At 60.4% G+C, this 19,459-nt stretch carries 15 protein-coding genes; 11 read left to right on the top strand and 4 right to left on the bottom strand.

Translation table 11 applies throughout. From position 1 onward, the window contains the following. Position 1 precedes the first annotated feature (1 nt). The 4 genes from BJ917_RS12745 to BJ917_RS12730 all read left to right on the top strand — a co-directional run bounded on the left by BJ917_RS12745 (position 2) and on the right by BJ917_RS12730 (position 2,263). Positions 2-331, top strand: a complete 330-nt coding sequence (locus tag BJ917_RS12745; protein WP_172901689.1) for a GlpM family protein — start codon at positions 2-4, stop codon at positions 329-331. A gap of 225 nt (positions 332-556) precedes the next feature. Then, positions 557-1,477: an arginase gene (locus BJ917_RS12740; protein ID WP_121103548.1), complete on the top strand. Its 921-nt coding sequence runs from the start codon at positions 557-559 to the stop codon at positions 1,475-1,477. Next, the gene (locus BJ917_RS12735) at positions 1,474-1,848 is read left to right on the top strand and encodes an EamA family transporter (RefSeq protein WP_096513234.1); all 375 of its coding nucleotides are present in this window, start codon (positions 1,474-1,476) and stop codon (positions 1,846-1,848) included. Before BJ917_RS12740 ends, BJ917_RS12735 begins: the two co-directional genes overlap by 4 nt. A gap of 31 nt (positions 1,849-1,879) precedes the next feature. Further along, positions 1,880-2,263 (top strand): EamA family transporter, encoded by a 384-nt coding sequence (locus BJ917_RS12730; RefSeq protein ID WP_372237720.1) that lies wholly within the window; start codon positions 1,880-1,882, stop codon positions 2,261-2,263. A gap of 45 nt (positions 2,264-2,308) precedes the next feature. Here the strand turns inward: BJ917_RS12730 and BJ917_RS12725 are convergent, their stop codons facing one another. Both BJ917_RS12725 and BJ917_RS12720 read right to left on the bottom strand, forming a co-directional pair. Further along, positions 2,309-3,175, bottom strand: coding sequence for a fatty acid desaturase (locus BJ917_RS12725; protein WP_121103547.1), 867 nt, complete (start codon positions 3,173-3,175; stop codon positions 2,309-2,311). 67 nt (positions 3,176-3,242) lie between these two features. Further along, complete coding sequence (locus BJ917_RS12720) at positions 3,243-4,004, bottom strand: MipA/OmpV family protein (protein WP_096513237.1); 762 nt, start codon at positions 4,002-4,004, stop codon at positions 3,243-3,245. Between the two features lie 217 nt (positions 4,005-4,221). Between BJ917_RS12720 and BJ917_RS12715 the strand changes: the two genes are divergently transcribed. From BJ917_RS12715 to BJ917_RS12690, 6 genes are all read left to right on the top strand, one after another. Beyond that, the gene (locus tag BJ917_RS12715; protein WP_096513238.1) at positions 4,222-4,920 is read left to right on the top strand and encodes an HAD-IB family phosphatase; all 699 of its coding nucleotides are present in this window, start codon (positions 4,222-4,224) and stop codon (positions 4,918-4,920) included. Continuing rightward, on the top strand, positions 4,913-6,307 hold the full coding sequence (locus tag BJ917_RS12710; RefSeq protein ID WP_096513239.1) for an aspartate aminotransferase family protein: 1,395 nt from the start codon (positions 4,913-4,915) through the stop codon (positions 6,305-6,307). The genes BJ917_RS12715 and BJ917_RS12710 overlap by 8 nt, the downstream gene beginning before the upstream one ends. Continuing rightward, the gene (locus BJ917_RS12705; protein WP_096513240.1) at positions 6,304-7,194 is read left to right on the top strand and encodes a carboxylesterase; all 891 of its coding nucleotides are present in this window, start codon (positions 6,304-6,306) and stop codon (positions 7,192-7,194) included. The genes BJ917_RS12710 and BJ917_RS12705 overlap by 4 nt, the downstream gene beginning before the upstream one ends. 174 nt (positions 7,195-7,368) lie before the next feature. After that, positions 7,369-8,496, top strand: coding sequence for a GNAT family N-acetyltransferase (locus BJ917_RS12700; RefSeq protein ID WP_121103546.1), 1,128 nt, complete (start codon positions 7,369-7,371; stop codon positions 8,494-8,496). A gap of 7 nt (positions 8,497-8,503) precedes the next feature. Next, positions 8,504-10,279 carry an ATP-binding protein gene (locus BJ917_RS12695; protein WP_121103545.1) on the top strand — a complete coding sequence of 592 codons (1,776 nt, stop codon included), beginning with the start codon at positions 8,504-8,506 and terminating at the stop codon, positions 10,277-10,279. Then, entirely contained in the window at positions 10,269-11,660 is a 1,392-nt protein-coding gene (locus BJ917_RS12690) for a sigma-54 dependent transcriptional regulator (RefSeq protein ID WP_121103544.1), read from the top strand. Before BJ917_RS12695 ends, BJ917_RS12690 begins: the two co-directional genes overlap by 11 nt. 138 nt (positions 11,661-11,798) lie before the next feature. Here BJ917_RS12690 and BJ917_RS12685 read toward each other — a convergent pair whose 3' ends face one another. Together BJ917_RS12685 and BJ917_RS12680 are read right to left on the bottom strand one after the other, a co-directional pair. After that, entirely contained in the window at positions 11,799-12,467 is a 669-nt protein-coding gene (locus BJ917_RS12685; RefSeq protein WP_121103790.1) for a DsbA family oxidoreductase, read from the bottom strand. A 179-nt stretch (positions 12,468-12,646) separates the two neighbouring features. Beyond that, on the bottom strand, positions 12,647-13,678 hold the full coding sequence (locus tag BJ917_RS12680) for an alpha/beta fold hydrolase (RefSeq protein WP_096513245.1): 1,032 nt from the start codon (positions 13,676-13,678) through the stop codon (positions 12,647-12,649). A 207-nt stretch (positions 13,679-13,885) separates the two neighbouring features. Between BJ917_RS12680 and BJ917_RS12675 the strand changes: the two genes are divergently transcribed. Continuing rightward, a complete protein-coding gene (locus BJ917_RS12675; protein ID WP_256658545.1) occupies positions 13,886-19,456 on the top strand; it encodes a dermonecrotic toxin domain-containing protein in 5,571 nt (1,856 codons plus the stop codon). Positions 19,457-19,459: the final 3 nt, after the last annotated feature.

Here is a 19,459-nt window from a genome sequence, read left to right as displayed (position 1 = left end):
GATTCTGAAGGCAACCCTGGGCGCGGCGGTGGTGGTGATCCTCGCCGCCCTGGCCAAGACCCGAAACTATTACATCGCCGGCCTCGTGCCACTGTTTCCCACCTTTGCGCTGATTGCCCATTACATCGTCGGCAAGGGGCGTTCGATCGATGACCTTAAGACCACCATCGTGTTTGGCATGTGGTCGATCATTCCGTATTTCGTCTACCTGGCGACTTTGTACGTGATGGTCGACAAGATGCGCCTGGAAGCCTCCCTCGCCGTGGCGGCGGTGGCGTGGTTGATGGCGGCGACCGTACTCGTCAGCATTTGGGTGCGCCTCCACACCTGAACACCCCATCCCCCCTTGTGGGAGCGAGCCTGCTCGCGAAGAGGTCGGTACATTCAGCATTGATGTCGGCCGACACGACGCCTTCGCGAGCAGGCTCGCTCCCACAAAGGTGCTCTACTGGCCTACTGGCCCATCCCTTGCATTTACCCCCAAAAGCCCCCCGGCTGGCCTTCATGATCGATGAAGCCGGTGTCTGGGCGGGTCTGCCAAGGGTGAATCCTGACCTTGAACATTTTAGATCTCGACCACAGCCTGACTGCCCAGGCCCCCATCGCGCAGTTACTCGACAGCGGCCGCGCCAAACGCCTTGACCTGCTCGATCTCGGGCCGAAACTGCGGCTGTGGTCCAGCGAACGCACCTGGCGTCGCTTTACCGAACGCCTGCAACAACGGCCCCGACACACGGGCCCGCAGCCGGAAATCTTCTTCGTCGGTTCCGGCGACTATCACCATTTGACCCCGGCCTTTCTCGCTGACTTGCCGGAGCCGACCAGCCTGATCCACTTCGACAATCATCCCGACTGGGTCCGATTCGCTCCTCGTCGACATTGCGGCTCGTGGGTCAATCAGGCGCTGAAACTGCCGAACATCCGGCGCATCGTCACCCTCGGCCCGTGCAGCGACGACCTGCAAAATCCGCAGTTCAAGGGCGGCAATCTGCGCGCGCTCAAACGCGGTGTCCTGGAGATGTACCCCTGGGAGCGTCCGCCCTCGAAAATCTGGGGCATGATCGGTGACGGGGCCGGGCACCGGCAACAGGAAAACCTGCTGCACTGGCGCAACCTGTCCGGCCTGGACTGGTCGCAATTTCTCCGGCAACTGGTCGCCAGCCTGCCCACCGAAGCGGTGTGGATCACTATCGACAAGGATGTGCTGGCCAGCGAAGACGCCTCGACCAATTGGGATCAGGGCGGCATGCGCTTGAGTCACCTGTTGCAGGCGATTCGCGTGCTGGCGGCCGGTAAACGCATCCTCGGCATCGACATCTGCGGCGAGTACGCCCGCCCGGCGTTCAGCAACGCCTTCAAACGCTGGGAAGCCCGCTCCGACCAGCCTCCGGCAGAGCGCTGGAGCGAAGCCGATCTGCTGCGCAACGCCACGACCAATCAGGCCCTGATCGAGTTGTTCGAGGAACTGTTCCCATGACCTTGACCGTGATTCTCCTGGTGGCGTTTTCCATTGTGCTCGACGTCATCGGCCAGCTCTGTTTCAAGCTCGGCCTGGACCGCTTGCCGGAACTGGAAGGCGGGTTTCGCCTGAATGCGTTCTGGGGCCAGGTGTTCAATGCGCCGCTGTTGTGGTGCGGGATCGGCGCTTATGTGATCGAGTTTTTCGTCTGGCTCGAAGCCCTGTCCCGGGCGCCGCTGAGCCTGTTGTTTCCCGCCGCCGCGCTGGCGTATTGCGGCGTGGTGCTGGCCGGCAAGCTGTTCCTCGGCGAAACCGTCAGCCGCCGTCGCTGGCTGGGCACACTGGTGATTACGGCGGGCGTGATGCTCGTGTGTGTCGGCCATGCCTGATTCTCAACTGATACTCAAAAGGAATGGCTCGATGGATTGGCTTCACGGCCGCCTGGGCACCGTGGTGCTCTGGGCGTTGCTGATTATTCTGGAAAGTGGCGGGCAGATCGCGACCAAGGTCGGCGGCAATCAACTGGGGCAAATGGACTTCAGCCTGCAATGGCTGCTCAACGTCGCCCAGGCGCCGGGCGTGTTGATCGCGATTGCCTGCTACATCGGCGCGTTCTTTGTCTGGATGCTGATTCTGCGGCGCAGCAGCCTGTCCCTCGCGTTCCCGCTCAGTTCGCTGGTGTTCGTCGGTGTGCTGCTGGGGTCGTGGCTGGGGCTGGGAGAGCAGATCAGCGTGCTGCACTGGGTGGGCGTGGCCGTGATCATGGGCGGCATTGCGCTGCTGGCCGAGGGCGAGGAAACCTGAGGAAATCGACTGTGGGAGCCTGCTGGCTCCCACGTTTTATACGGTTCAATCCTTGCGATGAGCCACCAGAAACCCGAGGCCATGGGCCACCGGAATGTCCTTCACGCCCGCCTCCCGCTGCTGCCCGGCGATCTCCCGGTGAAATGCCTTGACCCGGGTCCAGTGCATTTTCGGCCGATAGTGGTGTTCGGCATGGTAGCCGTTGTTCATCCACAGCAGGTTGTAGAGCGGGCTGTAGGCGCTGACGCCCCAGGCAATCGGCGAATCCGGATTACCGCCAAAATGCTCGTAGTAGCCGTTGAGCGATGACAGAGCCTGGCCCAGATACCAGAACGGCAACAACACCAGCACCGCCCGCCAATCATAGGCTGCCAGCCCCAGGTAGAACGCCAGCGTCACGCCGATCTCCACTTTGACCCAGCGCGCATCGTCGGGACGCTTGCGACGCATCTCGTCGTAGATCGGCTTGGGGTCGTCGCGAAAGAAACTCAGGAAGGTGTAAGCCCAGGGGTTCTCGGGCTGCCCGTCCTTGCCCCGCTGGTAAATCGACAGCGGATCAATGGTCTTGCCATCCGCCCCCGGCCGGTCCGAGTTGCCCCGGTGATGCCGGTTGTGGATGTCGCGGTAGAGGGTCTGGGAGAAACCGATAGTGAGCGACAGCAGCAGGTCAAAGGCGCGGTTGAGCCACGCCGGCGTGAAGTAGGCGTTATGGATCTGGTTGTGGGAAATGCTGTTGATGCTCCACGACAGGCTCACCGCATAGCCCAGCGCCAAAGGCACCAACGCCCACCAGGACAGCGCATGAAAGGCTGTGACCAGCCACACGACAAATGCGAAATGGGCCAGGCCGAGGGCGATGGGAATCAGGTCCCACAGCGAATGGGCCAGCAGACGATAAACAGGGCGAGCCATGAAGAACATCCTGAAACAATGGGTTCGACACGACTGTTTGCAAAGGCCAGACCAGTTCCCGCCAGGCTCACTTGAATTTATAGGCGATCGCCATCTGCACCTCGCCCTGATTGGTATCGCCGACGCTTTTGACAATGCTGCTGTCGGCCGCCGAGCCTGTCAGGTGAATCCAGCTGGCGCTGGTCACCAGCGACCACTGCGGCCCAAGCGGGAACTCGAAACTCTGGGTCAGCTCAATGTTCTGCAAACCGCCGCCGGCGTTGTATGCACGGAAACCGGACGCCTGGGCTTCCTTGTCGCTGACACCGAAGAAGGTGTTGTTCTGTCGGGCATTGGCGAAATGCGCGGTCAGATTGCTGCTGCCGATCACGCCCCCGCCCAGTGGATAACCGATCTCGCCACCGACCCGGCCGAGCACGCCGCCCTGTCCGCCGCCACCGCCGATGGCTTGGCCGACGGACGCGAACACCCGCCAGAAATCGGCCGGAGCGTACTGCACGAAACCACCGGCCTCCGCCATGTCAGGCACATCGCGCAACCCGCGCAACTCACCGTTCGAGGTGCGGCCCGGCAGGTAATTCACATAGGGCCCGGCGCTGAAACCGTTGGTTTTCAAGGCGCTCCAGGTCAGTCCGTCGTCGGTACTGAGGCTGACATCGCCCCAGTCCAGATCGAGATACGGCAACGGTTGGGTTTCATAACGGCTGCCGCTGGGATCGTGAGGCTGATAACCCAGGCCCACCCCCGCCTCCCCGGTGATGCCGTTCGCCATAGCGTTCGCCGAAAAGCCCGCCAACGCCGCCAGTAAAAGCAATGTCTTCCTATTCATGAGGCCGTTCCTTGTTCCGAATATGCGCGCATCAATCCCCGGATGGCACCCACCGCGCAAGCACTCATGTTGTTTGTAGCAAGCTACAAAAATTGTAGCTTCAGTTTATAAAAAGCCCTTACCAGCCCGGCAAAACAGGGCTCCCGGCACTTGGCACAGTCCCTGCTCTACCCCTCGGCAAGCGCACACAGCGCGCTCTGACCAATAGGTAATGCAGATGATTGACTGGCATATCGTGTGTGATTTCGACGGGACCATCACCCGCACCGACGTGATCGACAGCATCCTCGAACGCTTCGCCGACCCGAGTTGGGAAGTGATCGAAAACCAGTGGCTGGCCGGTGATATCGGTTCCCGTGAATGCCTCAGCCGCCAGCTCTCGCTGGTCAAGGCCACGCCCGGCCAATTGCTGGCGTTCTTCGACAGCATCGAGATCGATCCGGACTTCCCCGACTTCGTCGACCACGCCATCGGCCTGGGCGCTTCGTTCGAAGTGGTCAGCGACGGCATCGAACAAGGCATCGCGCGAATTCTGGCGCGCAACTACGTGACCCTGTTGCCGATCCTCGCCAACCGCCTGCGACAGCGGGATCACGAAAGCTGGCGCATCGACTTTCCGCATTCCAGCGACGCCTGCCGCGCGGCATCCGGCAACTGCAAATGCAAATCCACGCCCGGCAACAAACGGGTGCTGGTGATCGGCGACGGCCAGTCCGACATGTGCGTGTCGTCCACCGCCGACTTCGTCTTCGCCAAGGGGCGCCTCGCCGAATACTGCGAACGCAACGCGATCCCTCACGCCCGCTTCGACAGCTTCGCCGAACTCCCGGCTTTGCTGGCCCTGCTGCCAAAAGCCAGCGCCGCCAACGCCACCTCTTTCAATGTAGAAACACAGGAACTCTTCCACCATGTCTGATATTCGAATCGCTACCCTGGAAGACCGGATCCTTCTGGAAAAAGAAGCCAAGTACTGCTCCTACGGCGACACCGTTCACTACATCGAGCCGCCGCGTATCTTCAGCCGCTGCGAAGGCTCCTACGTCTGGGACACCGAAGACCAGGCCTACCTCGATTTGCAAATGTGGTACTCGGCCGTCAACTTCGGCTACGCCAACCCGCGCCTGAACAACGCGCTGAAACAGCAGATCGACACCCTGCCGCAAATCGCCAGCCAGTACCTGCACAAGGGCAAGATCGAGCTCTCGGAAATGATCGCCGTGGACGCGAAGAATAAATTCGGTCTCGACGGTCGCGTGCATTTCAACGTCGGTGGTTCGCAGTCGATCGAGGACTCGTTGAAAGTGGTGCGTAACGCCAGCAACGGCAAGAGCCTGATGTTCGCCTTCGAGGGGGGCTACCACGGGCGCACCCTGGGCGCGTCGTCGATCACCTCCAGCTACCGCTATCGCCGCCGCTACGGCCACTTCGGCGAGCGCGCCAACTTCATCCCGTTCCCGTACCACTTCCGTGGCCCCAAAGGCATGACCAAGGAAGAGTACGGCAGCCATTGCGTGCAGCAGTTCGCCCGCTTGTTCGAGACCGAATACAACGGCGTCTGGGACCCGAAAGTCGGCCAGAGCGAATACGCCGCGTTCTACGTCGAGCCGATCCAGGGCACCGGCGGCTACGTGATTCCGCCGATGAACTTCTACAGCGAACTCAAGCATGTGCTGGACCAGCACGGCATCCTGATGGTGGTCGACGAAATCCAGATGGGCTTCTATCGCACCGGCAAGCTGTGGTCGATCGAGCACTTCGACGTCAAGCCGGACGTGATTGTCTTCGGCAAAGCCTTGACCAACGGCCTCAATCCACTGGGCGGCATCTGGGCCCGGGAAGAGCTGATCAACCCCACCGTCTTCCCGCCAGGCTCGACCCACTCGACCTTCGCCTCCAACCCGCTGGGCACGGCGGTGGGCCTGGAAATGTTCAAGATGACCAGCGAAGTCGATTACGGCGCAATGGTCATGAACAAGGGCAAATACTTCCTTGAAGGCCTCAAGGACTTGCAGAAGCGCTACCCGATCATCGGCGATGTCGACGGTCTGGGCCTGGCCCTGCGCTGCGAAATCTGTGCTCCGGACGGGTTCACGCCGGACAAGGCGACCCTGGATTTCATGGTCGAAGAAGGCATGAAGGGCGACATCGAAATCGACGGCCAGCGCCTGGGCCTGATCCTCGATGTCGGCGGTTACTACAAGAACGTGATCACCCTGGCGCCATCGCTGGAGATCAGCTACCCGGAAATCGACCTCGGCATCGCCCTGCTCGATCGTCTGCTGCACCGGGCGATGCAACGATGAACGCCGCGTTTTCACCGGATGCGATAGACATGGGTGAAGGCAGCGCCGGCTTCGTTCTCGGCAGCGGGGAGGTCGCGGTGCTGTTGATCCACGGCCTCACCGGCACCCCGACGGAACTGCGCCGGGTCGCCATGGGGCTGGCCAAGGCCGGGTATACGGTCTACGTGCCGACCCTGGCCGGCCATTGCGGTGATAACGCCGACCTGCAAGCCACGGGTTGGCGCGACTGGTACGAGAGCGCGCGCAACACCTTCGTCGGTGTACGGCGCAAACACGAGCACGTGTTCGTCGGCGGTTTGTCCATGGGTGCGGTGCTGTCGATGTATCTGGCGGCCGAGCATCCGGGGCAGATCGAAGGGCTGTTGCTGTACTCGACAACACTGCGATACGACGGCTGGAACATGCCCTGGATCGCTAAGTTGAGCAGTCTGGCAATGTCGATTCCGTTTGGCGTGCACCTGTGCCGGTTCAACGAAAAACCACCGTACGGAATCAAGGACGAACGCCTGCGAGCGATCGTCGAGCGACAGATGAAGGCCGGCGAAAGCGGCAATGCCGGGCTGCTGACCATGTCCGGGGTCAGTGTTCGAGAGCTGCACCGGCTGGTGGCGGCGGTAAAAAAACGCATGCCACGGATCACCACCCAGGCGTTGGTCCTGCACTCGCGGGAAGACGACATCACCAGTCGCTGGAACGCCGACTATGTGGAACGCAAGCTCGGTGGGCCCGTGGTGAAAATCCTGCTGGACGACTGCTACCACATGATCACTGTCGATCTGCAATACCGTCGCGTGGTGGAGCTGAGCGCGGACTTTATCCAGCACCGTTTCACGCAACAAGGAACCACTGCTCACCCCCCGCGCCAGGACTATCGGCAGCTGGCCTGAACACATCGACGAACCTATGCACGCCCCCCTGTAGGAGCGAGCCTGCTCGCGAAAGTCGTTAACGATAACGCGGGGTAACAGGATAAACGCGGCGCTCTGGATTCCATCGCGAGCAGGCTCGCTCCTACAAGGGATCGGGTGAGGCCCAACGTGGGTAAATGTTAAGGAAACCAAGTGATTACTGCCCTCGCCTTTTCAACGATCGAAGCCATTGAACGCGGTGCCTGGAATGACTGTTTCCCCGACGAACTGGAGGATTGGGATTACTACCGGGCCGTTGAACGCTCGGACATCGCCGATTTTCAGTGGCGCTATCTGGCGCTGTTCGAAGACGATGTATTGATTGCGGCTGCGGTGGCGTTCACCACCGCTTACTCGCTGGACACTACGGTTCAGGGCCTGGGTAAACGCATCAGCCAAGGATTGCGGCGATGCTGGCCGGGGCTGTTCGATGTGCGCCTCTACGCCCTTGGCTCGCCGGTGGCCGAGCAGTGCCATGTCGGCACGGCCCGGCATATTGCCGTGAGCCGACGCCCGGCCTTGCTCGAACACCTATTGAATCTGGCGCGCAAGGATGCCGATCAGTCCGGCATCGGTCTATTGGCGGTCAAGGACGCCTCGCACCGCGACCCTCAATGGTTGCAGGCCTGCCATGACGCAGGTCTGCACAGCATGCCCGGTCTGCCCAGTGCCGAACTGCCGATTACCTTCGGATCCGTCGACGCTTACCTCGGTACGCTCGGTAAGTCCACCCGCAAGGATTTGCGCCGCACCCTGCGTGGCCAAGGCCCGCGCATCGAATGGCGGCGTTCGGTGGATGACCAGCTCCCGCGAATGATGCAGCTTTACGAAGCCACGCTCGAGCGCAGCGACCTGACCTTCGAACGCCTGCCACCGGGCTATTTCCGTCAAGTGCTGGAACACCTCGATAATCGTGCCGCTTGTGTGCTCTATTGGCTCGGCGAGGAGCTGGTGGCGTTCAATCTGGTGCTGCTGGACGAACAGCGCCTGGTGGACAAGTTCTTTGCCCACGATCTGAGCCAAACCCGTGAGCACAACCTGTACGTGCGCAGCTGGCTGGCCAATGTCGACTACTGTATTGAGCACGGCGTTACGATCTATGCGTGTGGCCAGGCCGGCTATGCCAACAAGCGGCGCCTGGGTTGCTCGTTTACCGGCAACACCGTGTTTTTCCGCCATCGCAACCGCCTGCTCGACAGCCTGTTGCGGTTGGTGAAAATGTTTATCCGTCCGGACCGGTCCGACCCTGCCATGGCGGCTGCGATAAGCGAGCTGCAATAAGCGAAGCATGATGATCAAAAACCGACACCCCGCCCCCCGACCTTTCGCCCTCTCCGGCTGGAGCCTGCAACGCAAACTGGTGCTGGCGTTCTGGCTGGTCAGCGTGATCCCGACCATGATTGCCGCCGAACTGGCGGCGACCACGCTGTCGCAGATTTTCGACAGCAACGTACGCATCTGGCTGCAGGAATCGACCAAGATTGTCGAAGACGAGATCACCGAAATCCTGCGGGACAATGCCCGGGCCGCGCAATTGTTCCTGCGCTATACGCGCCCGCCCACCGATCGACAGTCAACCCGAAACGACAAGCTGACCAGCGACATTGCCGAGTCCATGGGCATCGACGTGGTGGCACTGGTGCGCAACAGTGATAACAAGGTGATGTTCAGCACGGTCGCCGATGACATCGTCCGGCAGATCAGCATCGCCCCCAAGGCCGTGCTGCAAACCCTGCAAGTCGGTGGCGTGGCGACCGGCACGGTAGTCTCGACCTTCGAGACCGAGCAGGAGGGTGTCGGCTACAAGCTGGTGATCGCCACTTACCTGGACAGCAGCTTCCTCACCAGCGTGGCCGATGTGCACTCCCTTGATCTGCGGCTGTACCTGGCCAAGGCCGATGACTTCTCGGAGATTTTTGCCACCCAACGTTTTGAAGATCATCCCGCGGCGGTGCCGGAAGACATCGAACAGCTCCTGCGCAACACCAAGCAGCCGATCGAGCAATTCACCAACCGCTACAGCGGCATCTACCGGCCGATTCTCAACGAAAGCGGTGAACTGCAAGGCGTGATCTTCAGCGGCCTGCTGCGTCACAGCAGCCTGTTGGGGCTGGTCAACCAGAGCAACCTGTTCATCCTGATTTTCCTGCTCAGCTCGGCGGCATCCCTGACGGTCGGCTGGCTGGTTTCCCAGCGGCTGACCAAGCCCTTGCGCGGTCTCTCCCAGGGCGTTCAAGCGGTGATTGCCGGGGACTATCGCCAACGCTTGCCGGTGACCGGCGGTGATGAGCTGGCCGAACTGAGCAGCACGTTCAACCACATGAGCGAACGCCTGGGTGAGTTGCAGCATCTGGAGTCGCAACTGCGTCGCCGCGACCGTTTGCATGCGCTGGGGGAAGTCGCCATGGGCCTGGCCCATGAAATCCGCAACCCGCTGGGTATCATCAAAACCGCCACGCAGCTGTTGCATCGGCGCGCCGATCTGCCCGAGAGCGACAAACGACATCTGGAATACGTGGTCAGCGAAGTCAGCCGCATCAACGACCTGATCACCGAATTCCTCGACTTCGCCAAGCCCAGCACACCGATGCGCTCGACCCAACCGGCGCGGCCATTGGTGGATGAACTGGCGGGTTTTTGCGCCCCGGAACTGGCCAGCCACAACATCGATGTGCAAATCGACGATCAGGCTCCTGACGCCACGCTTTACGCCGACGCCCGGCAACTCAAGCAGGCCGGGCTGAACCTGATCGTCAACGCCATCGACGCCATGCCCGGCGGGGGCCGCCTGACCCTGGGCATCAGCAGCGATGGGCCGTACACCGTGATCAGCATCGGCGACACCGGCCAGGGCATCGAACCGGACATGCTCGAACGCATCTTCACGCCGTTCGTCACCACCAAGGCCTCCGGCACCGGCCTGGGTCTGGCGAAGGTGTTCTCGATCATGGAAAGTCATGACGGACGCATCGAATGCACCAGTGAAAAAGATGCCGGGGCCACGTTCAGCCTGTACATTCTGGCCAATGGCGAAGACTTCGACGAGGGCAGTGATGACACATAACGTACTGGTGGTCGATGACGAGCCAAAACTCTGCGACCTGCTGGCCTCGGCCTTGAGTCAGAACGGCATTACCGTGTTCACCGCCGGCAATGGCCTGCATGCCCTCAAGGTGCTGGAGGTCGAAGACATCGACCTGGTGATCACCGACTGGCGCATGCCCGGCATGGACGGCCCGCAATTGCTGGCGGAAATAAAAAGCCGTTTCCCGCAGTTGCCGGTCATCGTCATGACCGCCTACAGCACGGTGAAAAACGCCGTGCAGTCGATGCGCAACGGCGCCTTCGACTACATCGCCAAACCGTTCGACATTGATGAACTGGACATCACCGTCAGCAAGGCCCTGCAATTTCGCGACATCCTCAAAGACAACCAGCGCATGCGCGCCGAACTCGACGAACACCGGCAGATCGACAGCCTGATCGGTGACAGCCCGAGTTTCCGGCGGGTGCTGCACGCCATCGACTCGGTGCGCGAAAGCAACGCGACGATCCTGCTGACCGGCGAGAGCGGCACCGGCAAGGAAATGGTCGCCCGGGCGATCCACAAGCATGGCAATCGCGCCGACAAACCCTTCGTCGCGGTGAACTGTGCGGCCATCCCTGAAGGATTGCTGGAAAGCGAAATGTTCGGCCATCGCAAGGGCGCGTTCACCGGGGCCGTGGCCGACCGGGTCGGACGGTTCATGCAGGCCGACAAGGGCACGCTGTTTCTCGATGAAATCGGTGAAATGCCGCTGCCGTTGCAGGCGAAAATCCTTCGCGCCCTGCAAGAACGCATCATCGAACCGGTGGGCGATCCCCGCGAACGCAAGGTTGATGTGCGGGTCATCGCCGCCACCAACAAAAACCTGCTGGAGGCCGTGGCCAACAAGGAGTTTCGCGAAGACCTCTACTACCGCCTCAATGTGTTTCCGATCCCCTTGCCCGCCCTGCGCGAGCGGATCGAGGACATCGCGCCGCTGGCCCGCCATTTCGCCCACACCCTGGGCGCCACCGCAGGCAAACGAATCACGGGATTCAGCCCGGAGGCGTTGCAGGCCATGGCCCGTTATTCGTGGCCGGGCAACATCCGCGAACTGCAGAACTGCGTGGAACGCGCGACCATCGTCGCGTCAGGGGCGGTGATTGAAGACCATGATTTGCCGGCGTACCTGTTTGCTTCAGCGCCGGCCGCCGGCAATGCCATTCTCAGCGAAGGCACCCGCGTGCCACCGGACCTGGAAGCCGCGCTGGCTGAAGTCGAAAAGGCCTACATTCTCGCCGCCCTGGCCCAGAGCAATGGCGTGCAGGCCGCCGCTGCGCAGTTGATCGGAATCTCCGAGCGCAGCTTCTGGTACCGGCTGAAAAAACTGGGGATTCATGTGGACAAAATAATCCGCTGAAACCCCCACAGACGGACTACTTTCAACTGTGGGAGCGAGCCTGCTCGCGAAGAACGCCCGAACAACGCGATCATCCAGACAGGGCGCGTTATCGTTGACGTCCATCGCGAGCAGGCTCGCTCCTACAGGAGTTGGGTTTTAGCCGTTGACGGTTCCGCCCTTCGCCTCACTCATGATCTGGCGAATCGCCCCCACGAAGCTTTCCACTGGTTGTCCTCCCGTGACGGCGTATTGGCCGTTGAACACCACAGTCGGCACCGAACTGACCCCGCGCGACAGCCACAACTGTTCTTCCTGGCGAACCTCTGTGGCGAATTCATCCGACGCCAGAATCGCCTCGGCACGCTGGCGATCCAGCCCGACGCTTTCGGCAATCCGCGCCAGTTGAGTGGTGTCGGAGGGGTTGCCGCCGTCAGTGAAATACGCCTTGAACAATGCTTCCTTCAGTTGCAGTTGCAGCCCTTCGAGCCCCGCCCAGTGCAGCAAGCGATGAGCATCGAAGGTGTTGTAGATGCGGCTGTTGCCATCGGTACGAAAGGCAAACCCGACTTCGGCGCCACGCGCGCGGATCATCTCGCGATTTTTTTGCGACTGCTCCGGCGTCGAGCCGTATTTCTCGGTGATGTGCTCGGTGATGTTCTGCCCTTCGGGGCCCATCTTCGGGTTCAATTCGAACGGCTGGAAACGGATCTCGGCGCGGACCTCGTCGCGCAGGATGTCCAGGGCTTTGGTCAGGCCGTACAGACCGACGACGCACCAGGGGCAGGATACGTCGCTGACGAAATCGATTTTCAATGGAGCACTCATCATTCACCTCGCTGGCTGAACGCGCCTTAAAGCTCGAACGATACACCCGCCAGACTTGAATGCGCAGCAGATCCCTTGTGGGAGCGAGCCTGCTCGCGAAAGCAGATGATCATTCAACATTGATGTCGACTGACACGACGCCTTCGCGAGCAGGCTCGCTCCCACAGGGGAACCCAGTGTTAGAGGAGGTTGGGTTCGGCCACCGGTTCGATCTGCGCCCAGTGCGAGGTGTCCTCACGATGAGCCCGCAGGTACGGCAACACCGCTGCCAGCAACGGCGCCTTGAACGCTTCCTGGAATCGATGGGCCAGGCCTGGAATCAGCTTCAACTGGCTGCCGCGCAAATGCGCCGCCAGGTGCACGCCATGCATCACCGGCAGCAACGGGTCCGCGGTGCCATGCACCACCAGCGCTGGCACCCGCAATTGATTGAGCAGCGCCACCCGGCTTGGCTCGGCCAGGATCGCCATGATCTGGCGTTTCACGCCTTCGGGGTTGAATGCCCGGTCATAGGACAACGCCGCCTGATGCAGCAACGCCTGGCGATCATCGCTCACCGTCGGGCTGCCCAGCGCGGCGAGCAGATCGGCTTGTTGCTCCAGCGCCACCTCGCGATTCGGCGCGCCACGACGGGCGAGCAACTGCACCAGTGCGGCGCTCGGCGCAGGCAGGCCTTCGGCACCGGAAGTGGTCATGATCAACGTCAGGCTCTCGACCCGCTGTGGCGCCATCGCCGCCATGTGCTGGGCGATCATCCCGCCCATACTGGCGCCCAGTACGTGGAACTGCTCGATGTGCAACGCATCCATCAGGCCCAGGCCGTCGTCCGCCATGTCGGTCAGCGAGTACGGGGCTGACACCGGCAAACCCAGCTTGTAGCGCAACACCTCGAAAGTCAGGTTGGCCTCGACAGGCGGCTGCCGCCAGGTCGACAGGCCGACATCGCGATTGTCATAACGAATGACCCGGAAACCCTGCTGACACAATGCGACTACCACCTCGTCCGGCCAGTGAATCAACTGCCCGCCCAACCCCATCACCAGCAATAACGCCGGGTCCGAAGCACGGCCGATGCTCTGGTACGCCAGGCTCACCTGCGCCAGATCGACGTGTTCGGTTGGAACATTCACATCACAACGAGACGCTGCCAGGGACGGCAGGCTGAACAATGAGGCCAGGAAAATGGCCGCCGAAAAAAACAAAGCACGCATGAAAAAACACCAAAACGCAGAACCCCAGTAGAGCGCGAGTCTGATGAAGTTTGTTCAAGCGCGCTGCCACAGTTCTGTGACAGTTTGATGAAGAGTGCCGAGCGGTCATCGCGATAACTATGTAGTGCCAATCTACCGCGGCACTTCCCTTAAATGGCTCGTTCAAGGGGCGGAGACACCGCACCTTCCCATCGAGCCTCTATCGTCATGACCACACGATTCTTTTCCGACCTGGACACTCTTTCATCGCTGGCGCTACCCGCCCGGACGCCATTGCCATTACCCCTCGACGAAAGCCTGTTTTTGCGCGCTTCGGCTCGCTGGTGCGAAAGCCGAGAAGGCCTGCGCGAGCTGCTTGCCGCGTCGCCATCGGTGCGCGATTCGATTGACCAATTGCTGAGACAAAAAATGGATCTGGACGGCAAACGGGTCGGTTTGCACTTCGCCGCAACCGATGCACAGCCTGAACACTTCGTCAGCCTCACCGATGCCTGCGCCTTTGTCCTGCAGCACCCGGTACTGGAAACAACCCTCGATCAGCGCTGTCGGGTGGATGGCCTGGATCAGGCACACGCCCTCTCGTCCCTGACACCCTTGCAACTGCTTGCTCGCCTCAAGACGCTGGAACCGGAACAATCACACGGTGAGCGCTGGATATCTTTCTGGAATTCGCGAGCGCCCGATATGGCGGTGTCGCGACAACAACGCGTCATACAGCTTTACCGTGATCATTTCGAAGCGGCTGCCCACATGGCATACGCTCAGAAAATCCTCACCGCCGACCAACTCAAGCCCCTATTGTTGCTCCTCGACCCACCCGCCGGGGCGCTGACCCTGGACGACCAGCCCGTCAACACCGAGCAATTGGCCCTTGTGTTGAAAAACCAGAGCAAAGTCAAACTGACCGGGGCGTGGGTCATTTCCACGGGCGATGCGGTCAAAAGCGGCCAATGGTTGTATTTGCCCAGCCGCCCCCTCGCCATCCAGCGATTCAATCAGCGCAGCGACATGGAAGACTGGCTGTCCCGGCAGTCTCTCGTCCCGGCCGGTTTGCCCCCGGACAACTTGAACTTTGAGTACACCGCCAAAACCGACCCGTTGACGGTAGGTGCAAGCGATCTGTTTGCGGCTCACCATCAGTCCCAGATCACCCTGTTACGCGCCGGCACCCGCGGCAAGACCGGACTGGCGCAACACGGCGCACAATCTCTCGCCCAGGCCGACATGGTTGATCGTCAGAAAACGGCGTTCTTTTTTGCCTCACCGCCCAAACTGGAAGGCGCCAGTGCCACTGGCGATACAGATGAATCGTCATTGTTCGGCAGCCTGTATGCCGACATCCCCTGGTCCCGGCGCCAGGCTGCCCTGAGCAAACAGCGCGATGCGCTCGAAACCTGGGTGCAATCGCTGGATGAAAACCAGGATCTGCAATCTTTCCAGACCTTGATCAACACGTTGGAAACTGCCGAACAAACTGCCGACACCGCGGCCACTGTGCTGTTGAATCTGTCGCGAAGCGAGGACTCGACCCGCTTCCAGAATGAGCTCACAGCCCTGCACAGCGCTCATAAAGCAGGGCTGCACGCCGAGGTCGCTTTGCAACTGGCCCTTGGACAACTGAGTGATGATGAAGGCAGCTCGATCAAGGCGCTGCTGGATACGCCCGACGATCCGGGCACCTCGGTAGCGGCCAGCCTGACGCTATCGATGACCGAAACGGATGGCGACAAATCCACGGTCACCGCCACTGCAGTCAACGGTGCATTCATTGTGACGCAAGCCCCCGTGCTGACCGACGCTGACCTCCCGCACAGTGTGCTGCTCTACTGGATGGGCAATGGCGGTGGCTTGCAACGATTCGACAATCTTCGCGAACTGGAACGCCAGCTATTGAAGATTCAGGACCGAAAAAACGGAATGAGGCTGCAACTGAACAAAATCAACGACGATGCGCTGCAGTACAGCTTGAATCAGTTGACCCAGGACTTTGAAACCCAAGCCGACACCGTTCGCCAATCTCTCCCCGAGCCTGAACAAGCCGCGCAGGTCACCGAGAAACTGGACATCTTGCGCAAGCGCGCCCTCGCCACCCTGCAGGTTCCGGTGAACGCTGCCAGAAGCCTGGCGTCTGCACAAATGCTCGAGCAACACCGCAGCGGCACGCTAGCGTCCAGTTTGCCTGACTGGTTGCGCACGCTGAAACAGTCCGATCGTACCCGACTCAAAAAACTGATCGAGGCCTACATCCTGGCGATGCGCCAAAGCCACAGACTCATGACAAACGCCTTGGAACCGCGAGACGATTTCACCCGCAAACATTTGCATGCACGCCTGAGAAAGGATTTTTCACTCAAGGGTCATTTCGAAGTGCGACTGAACCTGCCTGACTCTGTCACGTGGGAAAAGCGCTACTCCGCAACACCCGCCGGGAAAGTGGAAACATCGGTCATGGTGCCCGGCGCCAAGCGCAGCACAATGTCACTGGTAGAACTGGCACAGCTCAACATCGACAACGTTCAATCGATCCAACAGGATTCGCTGTCGCAGCGTCTGGTGTTCATGCAGCTGGAAGTCACCGCTACGGATGCGGCAGAACGTATCCGTCTATTGAACGGAGTCAAGCTGCCCTATCTGCGCAAAACACTCCCGGAACTCGACCTGCCCAAAGCCTACGAAAAACTGATCCTCGACGCTTTTTTGGGAACGCCCGATGAGCCGGTTTTCGTCAAGGAACATCGCCGTGAAAGCCTGATCGAGCCATGGCGCCTGATGCTCAAGTTGCAGGGAGAATGCTCGCGCCTGCAAACACAGATCAGCAACGACGAACTGAAAATACTGAACATCGCGATCAACGCCGACACGCCTGAAGCCTGGCGTGCCGATGGCAAACGCGTTGTCTTGCTGCCGGCCAAGCTGACCGTGGGGGGCAAGGACACCCCCAACGAGGGCCCCGTCGACCTGGCCGGTGTGTCCTTCATCCAGGAGCAAATCAGCGGGATCACACTGCTGTACCTTCCCGACAGCCCGGACGGGCAATTCCTGCGCCGATACGACAGTCTGGAATCAGCGCGCACGGCCCTCTACAACCTGTGCATGAACGACAAGTGGGTGAGCTACTTGGCCGGCAGGGCCCTGGAGGGCAACGTGCGGAGCCATGAGAACCGCATTAAACAAGCCTTGGTCAAGCACTTCGATGCGCTGATCGGTGTTGGCGTGCAATGGCCGGCAACCACTTCACTGGCCACTCATCTGCTCAACGTCCATATGGGACGCCTGATCGAAGCCCATCGCAACACTTCCCGCTCCAATGATGCGCTGTACCTGGAGCGTCATGCACTTGAAGGTCCCCGCGCCTTCAGCTACATGAAGATGGCACTGGGGGTGGTACCTTTTGTCGGTACGGCGATTGCTCTCTACGATGCCTGGACCGCTGCAAACCGTGCGGTGGCAGCTTTTTTACGCGGCGACGCTGGAGACGGCCTGACGGAACTCCAATCGGTGTTGATGTCGTTGATCGACGCGGCAATGGATCTGATCCCCGGGGAAGCCAGCACATCTGCGCTGTCCCGAACGGCCCGCACCCTGACGCGCACCCGCCAGCTTCACGACCTGACCAGTAACGTCGCCACCCTGCATCAAGCCTCACAGCGCCAGGCTCGCCATCTGGTGCAACGCTTCGCCGGCTACGAATACGAAAAACCGATCGCCTTGTACGACCTGCAGCCAGCCACTCACGGCCTTTATCGAGGCATTTATCGCCATGCCGACGGTGACTTCATCGAACGCCAGGGACGCATATTCCAGGTGGAGCTGAGCACGGATTCGCGCAACTGGCGTTTGAAAGGTACGGCGCAAAAAACCTACAAACAGCCCATCGCACTGGATGAGACCGGACACTGGGACACATACTTCGGCGTGCATGGTGTGGCGTTCGAAGGGGGAGGACTCGGTGGCGGCAACCTGCTGGGGCATCTGGCCGATACCCTGGACCCGATTTGGCCGCGAGCCATCCGCGAGCGGTTGCCGCGCTGGTGGGTCGACGAAGCCTTCCGTCGCCAGCATGCCTTGACCGAAGGTGCCGATAACCTCGCCGATCAAATCGCGCAACGGGTCAAGCACACGGACCAGGTACTGAACACCTACAACACCACCCCTCCAGCGAATCGCTCTGCGGCGCTGCTCCAGCAAGTCGAGACAGCCTGCATCAGCGATATCGAACTGGCCGAAAGGTATTTCCAGACGCTGACAGATCTGCTCCCACTCACGCATGGCAACAAAAGGCGCACGCTGGTGGACTTCCGAAGCAACGCCGCCCTCCTACTGGCAGACCGTTACAAGCATCGGCTGTTCGTTGCCAACCACCGCACCATTCCCATGATGGACAGCATCGATGCGAGCATCCAAAGGCTTGATTCGACTCCTGCAACGGAACTTTCGCACCGACTGAAGACGCTGGAGGACATCAGGAAACTGCGACTCGAGATGGTGAAGGAGTTCGACAGGGTCAATGCCCATCTGCGAGACCTCAACCACTGGTATCAACGCATCACGGTCAGCGCACAAAAGGCCCAATTGACTCAGGAAGTCACCCTGCTGAACGCACGTCTGAACGAGGCCAACATCCTTTATTTGAGGACGGGCAATTTGCTGGAGATGGTCACCCGTTATGACACGAGCAATGACTTATCCTGGTTCTTCCTGCAAAACCAGGCCCGAGCCATCAGGGACCGGGTCGATCGCAGTCTGTTCACGCAACATAGTCTGCCGGAAGTCAGTGCGACCAAGACTCAGCGCAATCAGATCCTTCAAGCGTGCATCGAGGATTACACCCAGTTCCGTCGCGACATGAATGCCTGGACCGCCAGCTATCCGCAGCACTTCCATCTGGAAACCGTACCGCTGTTGATGGACGGTATCGAGAAGATGACCGAGAGGGCACGCAAGGCGATTGATCTACCCGCCCCTGCGGTCCCGGCGGGGCAAATCAGCAAAAAGGTCTTCACCACCGAATCCGATCAATTGCTGATCGGCGTGGAGCATTGGGAACCCACCACGCAAAAGCGCCAATACACCCTGACCGGGCAAGGTGGGTACGAGGAAATTTGGGAACAGGGAAGTAACGGCAAATTTCGTCTATTGAATCCGCCGTCGCCGCCGTCTCACAGCGCTCACAAAGACCTCGACTCGTTGCTGGCAGATGCTCGCCGCCGGTTGCAATCCCTGGACACCTATCAGGCCAGAGTGCAGGCCTATGCCGATCAAGACATGCTCCCGGTGGACCTGGAGCACCTGATGCTCAGCGAGGCGAACGAACTCACTCGCCGCGCCCTCGGCATCGAGGAAATTGCCCCACGCAATGCTCTTGTCCAGCAACTGCGCGACAAGGCCAACGAACTGATTGGCACCGGCCGCACACTGCGTACCCGCCAGTCGCTGCTGAGCAAAAAACCAACCGACGGCATGCTCGACGATCTGGTCAGTCACAACGCAGTGGAAATCCGCAAAACCAGCCCGATCAAAAACCTGGGCAAGCGTCGGGATGGTCGCATGGACTATATGCAGGAATATGAAGTCTGGGATGTGACGCAAACACCACCTAAGGTGCTGTGGTACGCGCACTTTCATTACGCCAAAGCGAAGCCCGAATTCAGCGGTTTTGAGAAAGCTCATCTCAAGTTACCGGAACACCGGTTCATGACCCACGCGGACAACGCCGAGCTACCCTATGCCGATATTGGCAAGCGATCGGCGGCGTTACCGCATTTCGAAAACCTGTGACAG

Source organism: Pseudomonas sp. WPR_5_2 (genome assembly GCF_003634475.1).
In the GTDB taxonomy this organism is placed as follows: Bacteria; Pseudomonadota; Gammaproteobacteria; order Pseudomonadales; family Pseudomonadaceae; genus Aquipseudomonas; species Aquipseudomonas izuensis.
Note: the sequence above shows the minus strand (reverse complement) of the source record. Positions and strands in the feature narration are given on the sequence as shown.